Consider the following 14,930-nt stretch of genomic DNA (forward strand, 5'->3'; position numbering starts at 1 on the left):
CGACCCCGGGGCGAGTGCCGCGCAATGAATCTTCCCCACCGACCGCACTGTCGTGATTGACTGACCCTCATGGACGAGACCGGTCGTGGCACCCCCGCCGCCGGCGACATCCCGCCCGACCTCGACCGGCTCGACGACGCGGCGCTGCGGGCGATTGCGTACGGGCGCACCGCCTCCGAGAACGATCGGATGCGCGCTGATCGCGCCGCGCGCATCCTCGCCTCGCGCGCCGATCGCGCCCGCGAGGCCGAAGCCGCACGCGCGGCAGTCGCGCCCGGCGGGAGCGGGGCGACGCCGGGTGATGCAGCCGGGGCCACCGACGATCTCGACGAGGACGCCGACGACCGCCCCTCCTGGTGGACGCGCCCGCGGCGCATCGGTGTGGCCGTGTTCGTCGGCGCCCTCGCGGTGGGTCTGGGACTGTCGGCGATTGGCGACCGGGTCGTCGCGGCGCTCGCCCCCGACGCACTCGCTGTGTTTGACGAGCCGGCCCCGGCCAACGAACAGGCGGTCGTGACCGAGGTGCTCGGCAGTGTCGGCGGGGGCGAGGCACGCCTGCTCACCACGATCGACGGATTCGAGATCTACGCGCTGCGCAGCGCCCCAGGGGGCCTCCTGTTCGAAGCGACAACGCTCGGGCCTCAGGTGTGCCTGGGCGCGCGCGATCGCGAGCAGGTCGTGCGGTTCTTCTTCAGTGAGTGCGTGCCCGAGCCGGTGTTCCGCGAGCAGGGAATCGCCGGCGTGCTCTCCGGCTACGTGTTCGGCGTGCTCGAGAGCACGCCCACGCTCGCCGTGGCCTTCGTATTCGAGTGGAGACCTCGCGGTGAGCTGACCGTTCGCGACGCGAGCGAGCAGCTGCTCGGCGAGGTGGTCGTGCCAGCCCCCGTTCCGCCCGACGCAGCACTGCCTCCCGGCGAAGAACCGGCGCTCTATGCGACCCTGCGCGAGCTGCCGGTCAACATCACCGTCGGCGAACAGCTGGTGCCGTTCGCTGGCCCGGTCGAGCTCGGCCCCGCCGAACTGGGCGCAGCGAGCGTCAACGGCGCCCAGCTGATCTTCTTCGGCAGTGTTCATGAGGGGCCCGACGATGTCGGATCACGCGTCTGCCTCTCGGCCGGAACCACGGCCGCATTCCGAGACCTTCAGTGCGTTAACGAGGCAGAGTTCGTGGCGGCCGGCGTCACCCTGCGCGGAAGCGGCGATTTCGCCACGGTCACGATCACCCTCGATCCGTCCGGCGAGCCCGATGTGAGGTTCGACTGATGTCTCTGTCACGCCGCGCTATTGCCGGTCTCGCGGTCGCCGGTCTCGCCGCGGGCGTTCTTGTGGGTGCCGGCACTGGCCCTCTCCTGCAGGCGGCCTCCCCCGACTCGCTTGCCGTGTTCGACCGCGAATCGACCCCCGCAGACGAGGTAATTCCGGGGTCATCCACCTATGGAGCCTTCAGCGCGACGCGACTGATCGCCGAGATTGATGACGTTCGCGTGTTCGCTGTGCGCGCCAACCAAGACCGCCGCACGGGCATCGACGACCTCGGCTCGCTCGTCTGTGTTGCGGCCTCCGCACCCGGCGTTGAGTTCGTGCCCAGCACCTGTGTGCCGGAGGAAGCGTTCCGCGAGCAGGGTCTGCGCGGCGTGCTGCGAGGACTCGCGCCCTCTAGCACTTTCGGCGGCTCCCGCGACGTGGAACGCGTATTCGCCATCGAGTGGGGCCCACGCGGCGGGCCGCGCATTGTCGACATGACCGACAGCACCGTCGTCGCTCTCGACGATCTCTTCACCGATGACGAGCTCGCCCTCGGCGCCGACATCCCCCTCGTTCTGGCGATGCGCGACGCCCCCATTGCTGACGATGTCGCCGACGAGATCAACGCCCTCACTGAGCTGCCCGCGGCCATCGCCGGACCGGTCTCGTACGGCGAGTCTGGCTACGACGGCCTCGGCATCACCGAGCTGTTCGCGAGCCTGCACCCTCCTGAGGGTGACCAGGAAGCCCACGTGTGCCTGAGCGTCCGGGTCGAGGGGGAGTTCGTCGCCTGGCAGTGCAACCCGCTCGAGACGGTGCGCATTCGTGGAGTCCGCGTAGTCGTCGAGCACGACGGCGGCCAGACGGCCTTCCGCATCGGCCCGAAGAACGAGGGCATCAACGTGGAGCAGACCAGTTGAGTGCCCCTTTCCGGGCCGACGATCTCGACGCCCTCGACGACGCAACGCTGCGCGGCATCGCCTACGGGCGCGCCGATTCCGACACGGCGAGGATGCGCGCAGAAGCCGCCGCGCGCATCCTCGCCTCCCGCGGCGCTCCGGCCGCCCCAGCCACCGGGCAGCACGCGCCGCCCACGACCCCGTGGGAACAGTCCGGAGCGCAACCTGCGCAACGCGACCGAGACGATGCCGAACCGGAAGCACCGACGACGAACGACGCGTCCCAGCGCCGCCGCTGGAGCACCCCCGTGGTCGCGGGTGTCGCCGCGGCCGCGCTCGTGCTCGGGCTCGTCGGCGGTGCCCTCGCCGACCGCGCCCTGCCGACGCTCGGCGGCGACGACCCTCTCACCGTGTTCGACCGAGAGCCCACGAGCCGCGAACTCGAACACGCCGTAGCGCTCTTCGGCCCCGAGGCGTCGGCGGATGCGCGACACATCGGCTCCGTGGGCCTCACCGAGGTCTACGCCGTGCGCATCGACGGTGCGGGAATCTACGGCGGTGAGTCGCTCGGCACGCAGGTGTGCATGACCGGCCAGGCTCCCGGCGTCTACTTCCCTCCCGAGGTCTGTAACCCCGAAGAAGTGGTGCGCGTGCACGGCATGCAGGGTGTCCTCCGCGGCATCGACCAGGCCAGCGTGAGTTTCGAGGTGGTCCAGGTGATCCGCTTCGAGTGGGGTCCCCGCGGCGGCCTCACCGCCTCCGACGCGACCGAACTCGTACTCGGCGATGACGCGGGCCGCTTCAGCGACGGCGACATCGCCGACGGGCTCGACATCGCGGCGGTGCGCGCGCTCGAGCGCCTTCCCCGCTTCAGCGGCTCCGACGAGCGACTCGGCCGCGCCCTGATCGGCCCCGCCGTTGTCGGCCAGCGCGACTCCATCCTCTTCATCGGCACCGTCGAGCCGGCAGCTGGGGACGGCCGCCAGGTGTGCGTCTACTCGCTCGTCGGCGGATCATCGCGGGCATCGGTATGCGCCTCGCTCGGCCAATTCCGCCGTGAAGGGCTGCGCGGCTCGTACGCACTGCCCGACGGCCAGGCGTTTGTTACCTACGCACCGTCAGGCGAGTTCACGGTCGACGGAGGGTGAGCGTGCGGCGCGGTCGTGCTTGACTGTGCCCGTGGGCGACGACGCTGACCCGGCGGACCTCGACCGGCTCGAGGCGCTCGATGACGCCGCCCTCGCCCGGCTCGCCTACGGCCGCGCCGAGACCCCCGAATCGCGGATGCTCGCCCAGCGCGCCGCCCGCATCCTCGCCTCCCGGCGCCCCGCCCCACCGCCCGTCGCCGCGCCAACCGCACTCGGCGCGCCGCCGGTCGCCCTGCCCCGCGCCGCGGGCCCGGAGGTTGGCGACGCCGCTACCCCCGAGATCACGCCGGGTGCGGAGGAGGTGCCGGTAGGCCGTGACCGCGCCCCCGGCTGGATGCTGGCGGTCGCCGCAATCGCCGTCGTTGCCCTCGGCATCGGGGCCGCCGTGGCGAGCCTGCCGGCGGAACCGGCCGCGTTCGCCATCTTCGCCGACGAGGCGGATCCCGAACCGCTCGCCACCGAGGCCGTCTACGCCGACCGGCTGGCGACGGCCGGCGAACGCCTGCTGTCTCCGGCCCGTGTGATCGCCAGCACCGACCTGGTCGACGGCGGGACGATCGACATGGTCGCGTACCGCACCGGGCGCCCCGGAGCGCCCGCCGACGCCCGCCAGGTGTGCGTGGCCCTGTTCGGAACGCTCGGGACACCCGCCGCGTCCCCGCGCCGGTGGGAGCGCACGTGTCTTCCCGAGCCCGAGTTCCTCGCCGACGGCCTCGACGGCGTGCTGGCGCTCACCGGCGCGCGGGTGGAGTACCGCTGGCCCGTTGCGTCCGATCCGCGCCGGGCTGACGAGGTTGAGCCTGCCAGCGTGAGCTTCCGCGCCACCGGCCCTCGCACAGTGACGGGGGTGTACGCACTTGATTCCACCGCGCTGATCCTTCTTCCCGAAAGCGACCGCGCGCCGTCGCCGTTGGTTGCCTCGATCACGAGCGCCGCGCATCCACCGGGCATGCCCCCGATCGTGCTCGGCCCGGTCGAGCTTGCCCGCGTCGACGACGAGGCAATCCTGATCGGGTTTGTGGCGGAGGGCGCTATCCCTGGGTCGGAACTCGTGGTGTGCGCCGTCGCCGCGCAGCTGGGCGTTGCTCGCGGCACAATCGAAAATCGCTGCATTCCGGTCACGCAGTTCGTCGCCGGCGGCGTGGGCAGTGAGGCGAGTCCGAACGCCGGTGTGGGCACGTTCTCGTTTCGCTGGGAGTCGAACAACGCGGCGAGCCTCACAATCCTGCGCCCCAGCGACTAATCGACGACGCCGGCGCGGCACACCCCGTGGTGCGTCGCTCGCCGCTACCGCGCTCGCGGGTGCGCCAGCGCCCACGCCTCACGCACCGCGTCAGCCGTCACCAGCGTGTACAGCTGCGTCGTCGCGACCGATGCGTGGCCGAGCAGCTCCTGCACGACGCGCACGTCGGCGCCGCCCTCGAGCAGGTGCGTGGCGAACGAGTGCCGCAGCGTGTGCGGCGACAATTCCGCGGTGAGCTCGGCCCGCTCCGCTGCGCCGCGAATGATCAGCCACGCGCTCTGCCGGCTCAGCGGCCCGCCGCGCGCGCCGAGAAACAGCGACCCGGATGCTCGTCCCCGCGGCGCGAGCAGCGGCCGCGACCGCACGAGGTACGCGTCAAGCGCCTCGCGGGCAAAGCGTCCGATCGGAACGAGCCGCTGCTTGCGCCCCTTGCCGAAGAGCCGCACGACATCCGCCGCTCCCCCGTCGTCGCCCGTCACGTCGTCGACCGCCAGTCCGACCGCCTCCGAAACCCGCGCACCCGTCGCGTACAGCAGCTCGAGCAGCGCCCGGTCGCGCAGCATCAGGGGGTCATCGCCCGCGCACGCATCGAGGAGGCGCTCGACCTCGTCAATCGTGATCGCCTTCGGCAGGCGCTTCGCCTGCCTCGGCGGCTTCTGCTCGGCGGCGACGTTGCGCGTGGCGAGCCCCTCCTCGAGCAGAAACGCGTGCCAACCTCGCACGCTCGACAGCATGCGCGCGGCACTCGACGCCGACACCGGGGATGCGCCGCCTCGCGCAGCAGCATCCGGGTCGCGAACGGCCGCGACGAACGACGCGACGTCGTTCTCGGCGATGTCGCCGACAGCATCCACGCCGTTCGCGGCGAGGTGGGCGAGGTAGCGGGCGAGGTCGCGCTGGTAGGCGGCGACCGTGTGCGGCGAGCGTCCGCGCTCGAGGGCGACGTGACGCACGTAGCGGTCGACCGCGCGCGTCAACTCGGGAGACGGTTCGGGCGCCTCCGCCATCACTAACCCCTCGCCCGGGTGCGGTGCGCGTGCTCGGCGAGCACCGCCGCCATGAAGATGCCGTTGCGGGTGCGTCCGGCGAGCACCGCGTCGACGGCCTCATCGACCGCGACCCAGCGCGTGACGATGTCGGCCTCCTCGCCGTCCCGGTCAAACGCCTCGGCCGCCGCGGCCAACCCGGTCGCGCGGAACACGTGGATGATCTCGTCGGATCCGCCCGGCGTCGTGTGCAGGCTGATCAGCGGCTGCCAGTGACGAGCCGTGAGGTCGGCCTCCTCGGCAAGCTCCCGCTTCGCCGCCTCGAGCGGGTCCTCCCCGTCGACGTCGAGTAGCCCGGCGGGTAGCTCCCAATTGCGCTCGCGAATGGGGTGACGGTACTGCTGGATGGCGAGCATCCGATCGTCGTCGTCGATCGCGAGCACCGCGACGGCACCCGTGTGGGCGACGAATTCGCGCACCAGGGCGCCGTCACCGTAGGCGAAGCGTTCGCGGCGCACATCCCACACCGCCCCGTCGAAGACGACGTCGCTCGCCGCGATCGGCACCTCGTGCGCTTCGTCAGCGAGCGGCCCGCCCACCCGGCTACTCGCCCTCGGTCTGCTCGTCGTCGAACAGGCGGCTGGCCTTCTGCCGCTCGATCGCGGCAGCGACGAGGCCCGAGAACAGCGGATGCGCGCGGTTCGGGCGCGAGCGCAGCTCGGGGTGCGCCTGGGTGGCGATGTAGAAGGGGTGAACGTCGCGCGGCAGTTCGACGAACTCGACGAGCGAGCCGTCGGGGCTCGTGCCCGAGAACCGCAGGCCCGCCTCGGCGATGCGGTCGCGGTAGGCGTTGTTCACCTCGTAGCGGTGCCGGTGACGCTCGCTGATCGTGGCCTCGCCGTAGAGTTCGCGGGCCAGCGACCCCTCGGCGAGAGCCGCCTCATAGAGGCCCAGACGCATGGTGCCGCCCAGGTCGCCGCCGTCAATGTGGGCGACCTGCTCGGCCATCGTGGCGATGACGGGAAACTCGGTGTCGGGGTCGAACTCGCTCGACGAGGCACCGGGCAGCGCGGCTTCGTGCCGCGCGTACTCGATGACCATGCACTGCAGGCCGAGGCAGAGTCCCAGGGTGGGAATCATGTTCTCTCGGGCGAAACGCAGCGCTCCGAGCTTGCCCTCGATGCCGCGCACGCCGAAGCCGCCGGGCACGCAGATCGCGTCGACGTCGCTGAGGTGCTTCGCGGCTCCCTCGGGCGTCTCACACTCGTCGGATGCGATCCAGCGAATGACGGCCTTCGACTGGTGGGCGAACGCGCCAGCGCGCAGGGCCTCGGTGACGCTGAGGTAGGCGTCGGGCAGGTCGATGTACTTGCCCACGAGGCCGATCGTGACCTCGCGCTTGGGCTCGTGCACGGCGGCAAGCAGGTCGGCCCAGCCGTCCCAGGCGACCTCGTTCGCCTCGAGGCCGATCTGGTCGATGATGTAGGCGTCGAGGCCCTGGCTGTGCAGCATCGACGGGATGTCGTAGATCGACGGCACGTCGACCGCGTTCACCACGGCGCGCTCGTCGACGTCACACATGAGGGCGATCTTGCGTCGGTTGGCGCTCGTCACCGGCCGGTCGCTGCGCAGCACGAGGGCGTCGGGCTGGATACCGATCGAGCGCAGCGCCGCGACAGAGTGCTGCGTCGGCTTGGTCTTCTGCTCGCCACTGGCCCCCATGAACGGCACGAGGCTCACGTGCACGAAGAACACGTTCTTGCGGCCGAGCTCGTGGCGCACCTGACGGGCCGACTCGATGAACGGCTGCGACTCGATGTCGCCGACCGTGCCGCCGATCTCGGTGATGATGACGTCAGGCTGCGGGCTGTCCTCGGCCTGCAGGCGCATACGACGCTTGATCTCGTCGGTGATGTGCGGAATCACCTGAACCGTGTCGCCGAGGTACTCGCCGCGACGCTCTTTCGCGATGACCTGGCTGTAGATCTGGCCGGTCGTGACGTTCGCGGCCTGATTCAGGTTGATGTCGAGGAAGCGCTCGTAGTGCCCGATGTCGAGGTCGGTTTCGGCGCCGTCGTCGGTGACGAACACCTCGCCGTGCTGGAACGGGTTCATCGTTCCCGGGTCGACGTTGAGATACGGGTCGAGCTTCTGCATGACAACGCGCAGCCCGCGCGCGGTGAGCAGGTTGCCGAGGCTTGCCGCCGTCAGGCCCTTGCCGAGAGAGGAGACGACTCCTCCGGTGACGAAGATGTGCTTGGTGACGCGGTCACCGTTCCCGGAGTCTGAAGTGTCTGCCACGGGGTTCTATCGTATCCGACCCGTGACCGCGAAAGCCTCGACGCGCGGAATCGACCGGCGTACCCTGCCGGACATGGGGGAACGATCACGCACATCCACCCGATTCGGGATGCTCCGCGCACGCCCCGCGCGCCGCGCTGCGGCGACGCTCTCAGCGCTGGTCGCGATCGCAGCGCTCACCGCCGGCTGCGCGACGCAGCCGGCTCTTCCCCCGCAGCCCCAGTCAATCGCTGACGCGGAGGGTGCAGGGTGGCCGCCTGGTGCGCCCGTGCCCGAGCGTGAGTGGGAGGGCCCGATCGAGCCCATCGCCTGGTGGAACGAGGGCCCGGCGCGCAACGTGATCACGTTCATCAGCTACGGCTCCTCCAGCTGCCCCTTCGTCTTGACCGCGCTCGAGGTGCTCGCCGACGACCGGCTGAGCGCCACGTTCCAGAAGGGGGCAGCCGATGCCTGCACCGATGATCTCGCCGCGCACTTCCACATCGTCTCGGCGCCCGAGGGGGTCACGGCCGATGAGGTGTTCGCCGATGTCGAGTGGCGCGAGCCGCGGCTGGGCGACGAAGACTGGGTGCAGGCGTTCACGATCATGGTGATCGACCCGAACCGCGAGCCGGTTGATGTGCCCGCCTCGGTGGCGCTCGACGAGTATCCGGGACTTCCCGCGCTGCTGCCCGAACCCGCCCCCGACGCCGAGCAGCCGGACGGGCCACTGGCGTACTGGCTGAGCCCCGTGCTCGAGCTGGCCGACGATCGCGAGCTGACGATCGTCACGTACGGGTCGTCGAGTTGCCCGCTCATTCCGACGGCGGTTGACGCGGGTCTTGCCTCGGACACGATTGGCGTGACCCTGCAGGAACGCCGGGCTCCGAACACGTTCTGCACGGCCGACTTTGCGCCCTTCACGAGCGTGCTGGCGATTCCGTTGACCGCGGCCGCCGAGGCGACACGGGTGGAGTTCTCGACGCTGGTGGAGGGCTCCGAGCGCCAGGTGACGACGGTCGACATCGTCGACCTCGCCGGGTAGTCGAACGCGAACCCGGGCGGGAGGCGAACGCGAGCTCGGCCGGCGCGCGTCCGGCCAGCGCCGCCCTCGTGGACCGCGCTTAGGCGTCGGCGAGGCTGCGCGCCTCGGCGAGCAACTCGCGGGCGTGCTCGAGCCCGGTGTCGCTGTCGGCAAGACCCGACAGCAGGCGCGCCATCTCGGCGACCCGCGCTTCGCCGTCGAGTTGCTGCACGCTGGAGGCGGTGACGGTGCCGTCGCTGCCCTTGACCACGGTCAGGTGGTTGGTCGCGAAAGCCGCGACCTGCGCCAGGTGGGTGACGACGATGACCTGCGAGGTGCGAGCGAGTCGCGCGAGCCGGCGACCGATTTCGATCGCGCTCGCGCCGCCGACCCCCGCGTCGACCTCGTCGAACACAAACGTCGGAACGGGATCGGTTTCGGCGATGACCACCTCGAGGGCGAGCATGACCCGCGACAGTTCACCGCCCGAGGCTCCCTTGCCGAGCGGACGCGGGTCGGCGGCCGCGTGCGGCTGCAACAGCAGGGCGACCGCGTCGCGGCCCGATGCGGTGAGTTCGTCGCGGCGTTCCAGCGTGACCGAGAGCCGTGCATCCGGCATCGCCAAGGCTGCGAGCTCGGCGGTCACCGCGTCGGCGAGCCGCGTGGCTGCCGCGGAGCGCAGCGCGGTGAGGCGGTCGGCGAGCGCGTCGACCGCGACAGCCCCGCGCTCGACCTCTTCGGTGAGGCGGGCAATACGGTCGTCGTCGTGGTCGAGTTCGAGCAGCCGCGCCGAGCCGCTGTCGAGCATGTCGATGACGTCGTCCAGGCTCGGACCGAACCGACGCGTCAGGTCGGTGAGCGCGGCCCGGCGCTCATTGACCGTCTCGAGCTCTCGCCCGCCGTCGGTCTCGAGCGAGGCGAGGTACCCCGACAGCTCGGTCGCGGCCTCGGTCACGGCGTAGCCGGCCGCCGCGAGCTGCTCGACGATCGGCGCGAGCTGCGCGTCGTGCCCGCTGACCCGTTCGACCGAGCGGCGAGCGGCGTCGATCAGGCCGATCGCGTCGCTCGCCCCATCGAGCGACTCGCTCGACAGCAACTCGTGCGCCTGGGCCGCGGCGAGCCGCAGGTCTTCGAGGTTGCCGAGTCGCTCGGCACGGTCGGCCAGTTCGACGTCTTCGCCGCGCTGCGGTGCGAGCTGCTCAATCTCGTCGATGGCCGCGCGCAGCTCGTCGGCCTCGCGGGCCCGCGCGTCTTTGTCGCCGGTGAGCCGCTCGAGTTCGTCACGCGCGGCGTTCCAGGCGGCGAAGGCGGTGCGGTACTCGGCCAGCACGCCGGCGAGTTCAGCGCCCGCGTAGCGATCGAGCGCCTCGCGCTGGGCGGTCGCCGACCGCAGGCGCACCTGATCGCTCTGGCCGTGCACAACGACGAGGTGCTCACCGAGCTCACCGAGCACGCCGACCGGCGCCGAGCGCCCGCCGACAACCGCCCGCGACCGCCCCTCGCCCGACACGGTGCGCGACAGAATGAGTTCATCGTCGTCGAGGTCGCCGCCGGCATCGCGCACCCGCTCGGCAACCGGCCCACTCGGGTCGACGATCCAGCGCCCCTCAACGAGGGTGCGTTCGGCTCCCGAGCGCACGACTCCCGCGTCTCCGCGGGCGCCGAGCAGCAGTCCGAGCGCCGTGACCACCATGGTCTTGCCCGCGCCGGTCTCGCCGGTGAGCGCCGTGAAGCCCGGGCCGAGCGGCAGTCGGGCCTCGCCGATCACGCCCAGATCGCGGATCGAGATCTCGTCAATCACGTCGCGTCGCCCTCCGAGGCGCCCGCGCCCTCGGATGCACGCGGCAGCGCAATCGCGCCGGTCGCCGGCTGCTCGGCGTCGGCCCCGCCCCGCCACCCGTTGACGGGCAGGGCGAACTTGTGCACGAGCCGATCGGTGAACGGTCCGGGGTGCAGCCGCGCGAGCCGCACCGGCGTGGACGAACGCCTGGCGACCACGCGCGCCCCCGCGGGAAGATCGAAGGCTCGTCGCCCGTCGCACCAGAGCACGCCGGTCGCCCCGGTGCGGTCGAGCACGTCCACCGCGAGCGACGAGTTCGGGCCCACGACGAGCGGACGCGCGAACAGCGCGTGGGCGCTCAGCGGAACCATGAGCAGCGCGTCGAGGCTCGGCCACACGATGGGGCCTCCCGCGCTGAAGGCGTATGCGGTCGAGCCGGTCGGCGTGGCCATGACGACCCCGTCGGCCCCGAAGCTGGTGAGCGGGCGACCGTCGACCGCGACGGCGAGGTCGAGCATGCGTTCGCGACTCGCCTTCTCGACCGTCGCCTCGTTGAGTGCCCACGTTTGCCAGATAACCTCGCCGCCCACCTTGACCCGCACCGACAGGGTCATGCGCTCTTCGACGAGGTAGTCGCGTGACAGTGCGCGGGCGACGGCCTCGGTCAGACTGTCGCGCTCGCTTTCGGCGAGAAATCCGACGTGGCCGAGGTTCACCCCAAGCAGTGGGGCCGAGCCGCCGCGCACCAGTTCGGCGGCGCGCAGAATGGTGCCGTCGCCGCCGAGCACGATGACGAGTTCGATGTCGCCCACGGCGACGGTCGCCTCAGTGGCCGCGTCGTCGTCCAGCACCCGCAGCTCGGCACCGCGCGTGGCCTCCCGCAGGTCATCGAGACTGTCGGCGGCGACGACGGGGGTCAGCCCCGCGTCGCCGAGTAATCGGCAGACGGTGACGGCCGCCTCGAGCGACTCGTCGCGGCCCGTGTGGGCGACGACGAGGATGTGGCGTTCAGTCACGGGGCTCCTTCACACGGGTGGCTGATCGGCGGCCTCGTTAGGCCCCGGTCACGGCGCTGCGCGCCAGCTCGGTCGCGCGGCCCCTCCATTCTGTCGGATCGACCCCGTACTCACGCCGGAAGACGGCCAAGTACTCGTGATTGCCGTGGGTTCCGACGATCGGGGAGGACAGGAGCGACGATGCCCGCAACCCCTCGTCGGCGGCCGCCCAGAGCACGCCCATGATCGCCTCCTCCCGCGCGCCCGCGTCGCGCACGACGCCCTCGCGCACGCCCTGGCGCCCGACCTCGAACTGCGGCTTGATGAGTAGCACGTAGTCGGCATCCGTGCCCGCGGTCGCGACGAGCGCGGGCAGCACGAGCCCGAGCGAGATGAAGCTCAGGTCCCCCACGACGACGGTCGGACGCGCGCGCACCCCGCTCACCCGAGCGAGCAGCTCGGGAGTGAGGTCACGGGCGTTGACCCCTTCGACGACGGCAACGCGCGCGTCGAGGGCGATGCGCGCATCCAGCTGACCGTGCCCGACATCAAGGGCGATGACGGTGCCGGCGCCGCGTTCGAGCAGCACCTCCGTGAATCCACCCGTCGAGGCGCCCACGTCGAGCGCCGTCGCGCCGGCAATCGGCATCGGCCTGCCGGCCGCGTCCTCGGCATCGAGCGCCGCGATCAGCTTGTGCGCGGCGCGGCTCACGTATCGGCTGGCGCCCTCCACGCCCAATTCGTCGGATGCTCGCACCGCGTACGCCGGCTTGGTCACCACCCGGCCGCTCACCCGCACCCGCCCGGTCTCGATCGCCTGACGCGCGGCCGTGCGCGAGCGCACCAGCCCCGCGTCGACGAGCGCCACGTCGAGGCGGCGGGTCGCACCGGAGCCCGAGTCGGGTGTCGTCACGCCTCGAGCTGCTGGCGCAGGGCGTCGTGCAGTTGCGCGAACGCGGCCGCGCGGTCAGCGAGCGGTTGGTCATCGATGAGCGCGAGTTGCGACAGCAGCCCCTCGTCGGGCGTATCGAGATCATCCGTGCCGAATTCCCCCGCGTCGGAGAGTGCAGCGTCGGGCTCGATCGTTTCGTCGCGCTCCGTCATGGTCACGAATATAGCTGCGGGTCGACGTCGAGACCCCAGATTTGCAGTCCAGACGCCCAGATCACGGCGGCGCCCGCGCGCAGCAGGTCGACGGGGTCGTTTCCCGCCCGCGCGACCCGCACGACGTGCTGCTTCATGCGCACCACGGCCTGGCCGCACGACACCGAGCGCACGCCGTCGGCGTCGACCTCTTCGGTGACCTCCGGGTACGGCGCGAACAGGTCGCGCAGGTCGCGCAGGATGAACGTCGGGCGCTGGTCGGCGGGAGCCGCGAGCACCTGCTTCGCCTGGTCGATGCCGGTGAGCACGAGCGCGCTCGCCATGCCCGCGCGATTCGCGCCGAGGATGTCGGTGTCGAGCCGGTCGCCGATCGCGAGCGGGTTCGACGCGCCGAAGCGTTCGATGGCCTCGTCGTACATGGGCTTCTCGGGCTTGCCCGCGAACACGGGAAGACGCCCGACCGCGAGGTGCACCGCTGACACGAGCGTGCCGTTGCCGGGCGCGATGCCGCGCTTCTGGGGGATCGTCCAGTCAGTGTTCGTCGCCACCCAGTGCACGTGGTCGTGCTGCAGGGCGTACGCGGCCTCCGCGAGGTGCTCCCACCCGACGTGCGGGGCGAACCCTTGCACGACCGCCGCGGGCTCATCGTCGGCCGAACGCGTCACGCGGTAACCGGCCCGCTCAAGCTCTGACGTGATGCCCTCTCCCCCGACCACCATGACGAGAGCACCGGGCTCGACGAGGGTTGCCAGCACGCGCAAGGCCGCCTGCGGGCTTGTCACAACGTCGGCGGCGTTCACCGCCAAGCCGAACTCCGACAGGTGATCGGCGACCGACTGATCGGTGCGCGAGGCGTTGTTCGTGAGGTAGCCGATACGGGCCGATTTCGCCGCCTTCAGGATGCTCGGAACAGCGTGCTCAATCGCGTCCGGTCCCCGATACACCACCCCGTCGAGGTCCAGCAGCACAGCGTCGCGACCATCGAGCGGCGTGGGGAGCTTCTTACCGAACATCGTCCGTCTCCTCGTCGGGCGTCACAGCCTCAGTATCGCGCTCGACCAGCTCCTCTTCGATCACCTCGATGGCGTCATCGCCCCCGCCTTCGGCCTCGGCGATGGCCTGGGCGGCGACGTCGGCGCGGCGTCCCCACTCGGCGGCCTCGGCCTCGCGGCCGAGTTCGGACAGCACAACGGCGTACGAGTCGAACAGGGCGGGGCTAAAGCTGTAGGCGGTTGACGGATCTAGCTGCGGAATCTCGAGCTCTCGCAGCGCGGCCTCCGTCTGCCCGAGGTCAAGCCGCGCGCCCGACATCGCGATCGCCAGTTCGACGCGCGTGCCGACGCTGAGCTCAGAGCGGTCGACGCTGCGGCCGAGCTCGAGCGCCTTCTCGGGCCGGCCGAGCCCGCGCTCGCAATCCACCATGAGCGGAACCTGCTCGTTCGACCCACTGATACGACGGTGCGTGCGCAACTCGCGCAGGGCAAGAGCGAAGTCGCCCGTCAGGTAGGCCGTGATGCCGAGGGTTTCGCGGGCGACGGCGATGCGGCCGCCGCGGCGAGCCGCCGCCTGCGCGTGCCGGTGCGCGAGCTGCGGATCATCGTCGATCAGGCGAGCGGCCATTACGAGGTGCTGCGCGACGCGCTCGGCGTTCTCTTTACTCAGGGCTTTCAGCTCGGCCCGCGCGACCCGATCGAGCTCGCGCCCGGTGACGTCGTCCGCGATCGGCGGATCGTCGTGCCGGGGGCGTTCGTCACCGTCGGTACGACGCGGGCGCACACCGGCCTCGCCGCGCACGCGCGAATCGCCGTCTCGCCGAGGACGTGCGTCGCCCCCACGCTGCGGACGACCGCCTCCCTCACGCCGAGGACGACCATCACCGCTGCGTTGCGGGCGACCGTCGCCGTCGCGTCGGGGGCGACGCGCGTCGCCGCCGTCGCGCTTCGGTCGGTCGTGCTTCTCTGACATGGGATCTCCTCGCGCTGCACAAAAACGTGCGTTAACGCGAAATGGCCACCCATCACTGGGTGGCCATTTCACAAAGAAGTCCGGCGGTGTCCTACTCTCCCACGAGGTCCCCCTCGCAGTACCATCGGCGCAGAAGGTCTTAGCTTCCGGGTTCGGAATGTAACCGGGCGTTTCCCCTTCGCTATGGCCGCCGAAACACTATTGATTTATCAATCGTTTACGGACAGTCATGAAAGTCATGATCTGTGCGTAGCTCTCGAC

15 protein-coding genes and 1 rRNA gene are annotated in these 14,930 nt (G+C 71.0%); 6 read left to right on the forward strand and 10 right to left on the reverse strand.

What is annotated here, in order from left to right; translation table 11 throughout:
- Positions 1-69 precede the first annotated feature (69 nt).
- The 4 genes from ACK4SC_RS07360 to ACK4SC_RS07375 are packed head-to-tail and all read left to right on the forward strand — an operon-like array spanning position 70 to position 4,535.
- Complete coding sequence (locus tag ACK4SC_RS07360) at positions 70-1,263, forward strand: hypothetical protein (RefSeq protein WP_409616677.1); 1,194 nt, start codon at positions 70-72, stop codon at positions 1,261-1,263.
- Complete coding sequence (locus ACK4SC_RS07365) at positions 1,263-2,165, forward strand: hypothetical protein (protein ID WP_409616679.1); 903 nt, start codon at positions 1,263-1,265, stop codon at positions 2,163-2,165. The genes ACK4SC_RS07360 and ACK4SC_RS07365 overlap by 1 nt, the downstream gene beginning before the upstream one ends.
- Positions 2,162-3,292: a hypothetical protein gene (locus tag ACK4SC_RS07370; RefSeq protein ID WP_409616681.1), complete on the forward strand. Its 1,131-nt coding sequence runs from the start codon at positions 2,162-2,164 to the stop codon at positions 3,290-3,292. Before ACK4SC_RS07365 ends, ACK4SC_RS07370 begins: the two co-directional genes overlap by 4 nt.
- A 31-nt stretch (positions 3,293-3,323) precedes the next feature.
- On the forward strand, positions 3,324-4,535 hold the full coding sequence (locus tag ACK4SC_RS07375) for a hypothetical protein (protein WP_409616683.1): 1,212 nt from the start codon (positions 3,324-3,326) through the stop codon (positions 4,533-4,535).
- 44 nt (positions 4,536-4,579) lie between these two features.
- Here ACK4SC_RS07375 and ACK4SC_RS07380 read toward each other — a convergent pair whose 3' ends face one another.
- The 3 genes from ACK4SC_RS07380 to ACK4SC_RS07390 are packed head-to-tail and all read right to left on the reverse strand — an operon-like array spanning position 4,580 to position 7,822.
- Positions 4,580-5,542, reverse strand: a complete 963-nt coding sequence (locus tag ACK4SC_RS07380) for a site-specific tyrosine recombinase XerD (protein WP_409616685.1) — start codon at positions 5,540-5,542, stop codon at positions 4,580-4,582.
- Positions 5,543-5,544: 2 nt separating this feature from the next.
- A complete protein-coding gene (locus ACK4SC_RS07385) occupies positions 5,545-6,120 on the reverse strand; it encodes an NUDIX domain-containing protein (RefSeq protein WP_409616687.1) in 576 nt (191 codons plus the stop codon).
- 4 nt (positions 6,121-6,124) lie between these two features.
- On the reverse strand, positions 6,125-7,822 hold the full coding sequence (locus tag ACK4SC_RS07390) for a CTP synthase (RefSeq protein WP_409616689.1): 1,698 nt from the start codon (positions 7,820-7,822) through the stop codon (positions 6,125-6,127).
- A gap of 73 nt (positions 7,823-7,895) precedes the next feature.
- Between ACK4SC_RS07390 and ACK4SC_RS07395 the strand changes: the two genes are divergently transcribed.
- Positions 7,896-8,846 (forward strand): hypothetical protein, encoded by a 951-nt coding sequence (locus ACK4SC_RS07395; protein WP_409616691.1) that lies wholly within the window; start codon positions 7,896-7,898, stop codon positions 8,844-8,846.
- A 79-nt stretch (positions 8,847-8,925) separates the two neighbouring features.
- Here the strand turns inward: ACK4SC_RS07395 and recN are convergent, their stop codons facing one another.
- From recN to ACK4SC_RS07425, 6 genes are read right to left on the reverse strand one after another with little or no spacing between them, the layout of a single operon-like run.
- Positions 8,926-10,626, reverse strand: a complete 1,701-nt coding sequence (gene recN / locus ACK4SC_RS07400) for a DNA repair protein RecN (RefSeq protein WP_409616693.1) — start codon at positions 10,624-10,626, stop codon at positions 8,926-8,928.
- Positions 10,623-11,621, reverse strand: coding sequence for an NAD kinase (locus ACK4SC_RS07405; RefSeq protein ID WP_409616695.1), 999 nt, complete (start codon positions 11,619-11,621; stop codon positions 10,623-10,625). Before ACK4SC_RS07405 ends, recN begins: the two co-directional genes overlap by 4 nt.
- A 37-nt stretch (positions 11,622-11,658) precedes the next feature.
- On the reverse strand, positions 11,659-12,513 hold the full coding sequence (locus ACK4SC_RS07410; protein WP_409616697.1) for a TlyA family RNA methyltransferase: 855 nt from the start codon (positions 12,511-12,513) through the stop codon (positions 11,659-11,661).
- Positions 12,510-12,704, reverse strand: a complete 195-nt coding sequence (locus tag ACK4SC_RS07415; protein WP_409616699.1) for a hypothetical protein — start codon at positions 12,702-12,704, stop codon at positions 12,510-12,512. Before ACK4SC_RS07415 ends, ACK4SC_RS07410 begins: the two co-directional genes overlap by 4 nt.
- Before the next feature lie 2 nt (positions 12,705-12,706).
- Positions 12,707-13,717, reverse strand: coding sequence for an HAD-IIA family hydrolase (locus tag ACK4SC_RS07420; protein WP_409616701.1), 1,011 nt, complete (start codon positions 13,715-13,717; stop codon positions 12,707-12,709).
- Complete coding sequence (locus ACK4SC_RS07425) at positions 13,707-14,324, reverse strand: hypothetical protein (RefSeq protein ID WP_409616702.1); 618 nt, start codon at positions 14,322-14,324, stop codon at positions 13,707-13,709. The genes ACK4SC_RS07420 and ACK4SC_RS07425 overlap by 11 nt, the downstream gene beginning before the upstream one ends.
- Between ACK4SC_RS07425 and ACK4SC_RS07430 the strand changes: the two genes are divergently transcribed.
- Positions 14,283-14,666 carry a hypothetical protein gene (locus tag ACK4SC_RS07430; protein ID WP_409616704.1) on the forward strand — a complete coding sequence of 128 codons (384 nt, stop codon included), beginning with the start codon at positions 14,283-14,285 and terminating at the stop codon, positions 14,664-14,666. The two genes, ACK4SC_RS07425 and ACK4SC_RS07430, sit on opposite strands and share 42 nt — an antisense overlap.
- An 81-nt stretch (positions 14,667-14,747) precedes the next feature.
- On the opposite strand, the gene rrf is transcribed toward ACK4SC_RS07430, so the two are convergent.
- Positions 14,748-14,864: ribosomal RNA gene (rrf, locus tag ACK4SC_RS07435) — 5S ribosomal RNA — on the reverse strand.
- Between the last annotated feature and the right edge of the window lie 66 nt (positions 14,865-14,930).

Source organism: Microcella sp., from assembly GCF_046293215.1.
Taxonomy (GTDB): Bacteria; Actinomycetota; Actinomycetes; order Actinomycetales; family Microbacteriaceae; genus Microcella.

Excerpts from the sequence above, each read along its gene's own strand:
- ACK4SC_RS07365 (WP_409616679.1), top strand. The coding sequence starts at position 1,263 with ATGTCTCTGTCACGCCGCGCTATTGCCGGTCTCGCGGTCGCCGGTCTC.
- ACK4SC_RS07380 (WP_409616685.1), bottom strand. The coding sequence starts at position 5,542 with ATGGCGGAGGCGCCCGAACCGTCTCCCGAGTTGACGCGCGCGGTCGAC.
- ACK4SC_RS07415 (WP_409616699.1), bottom strand. The coding sequence starts at position 12,704 with ATGACGGAGCGCGACGAAACGATCGAGCCCGACGCTGCACTCTCCGAC.
- ACK4SC_RS07425 (WP_409616702.1), bottom strand. The coding sequence starts at position 14,324 with ATGGCCGCTCGCCTGATCGACGATGATCCGCAGCTCGCGCACCGGCAC.
- ACK4SC_RS07360 (WP_409616677.1), top strand. The coding sequence starts at position 70 with ATGGACGAGACCGGTCGTGGCACCCCCGCCGCCGGCGACATCCCGCCC.
- ACK4SC_RS07420 (WP_409616701.1), bottom strand. The coding sequence starts at position 13,717 with ATGTTCGGTAAGAAGCTCCCCACGCCGCTCGATGGTCGCGACGCTGTG.
- ACK4SC_RS07395 (WP_409616691.1), top strand. The coding sequence starts at position 7,896 with ATGGGGGAACGATCACGCACATCCACCCGATTCGGGATGCTCCGCGCA.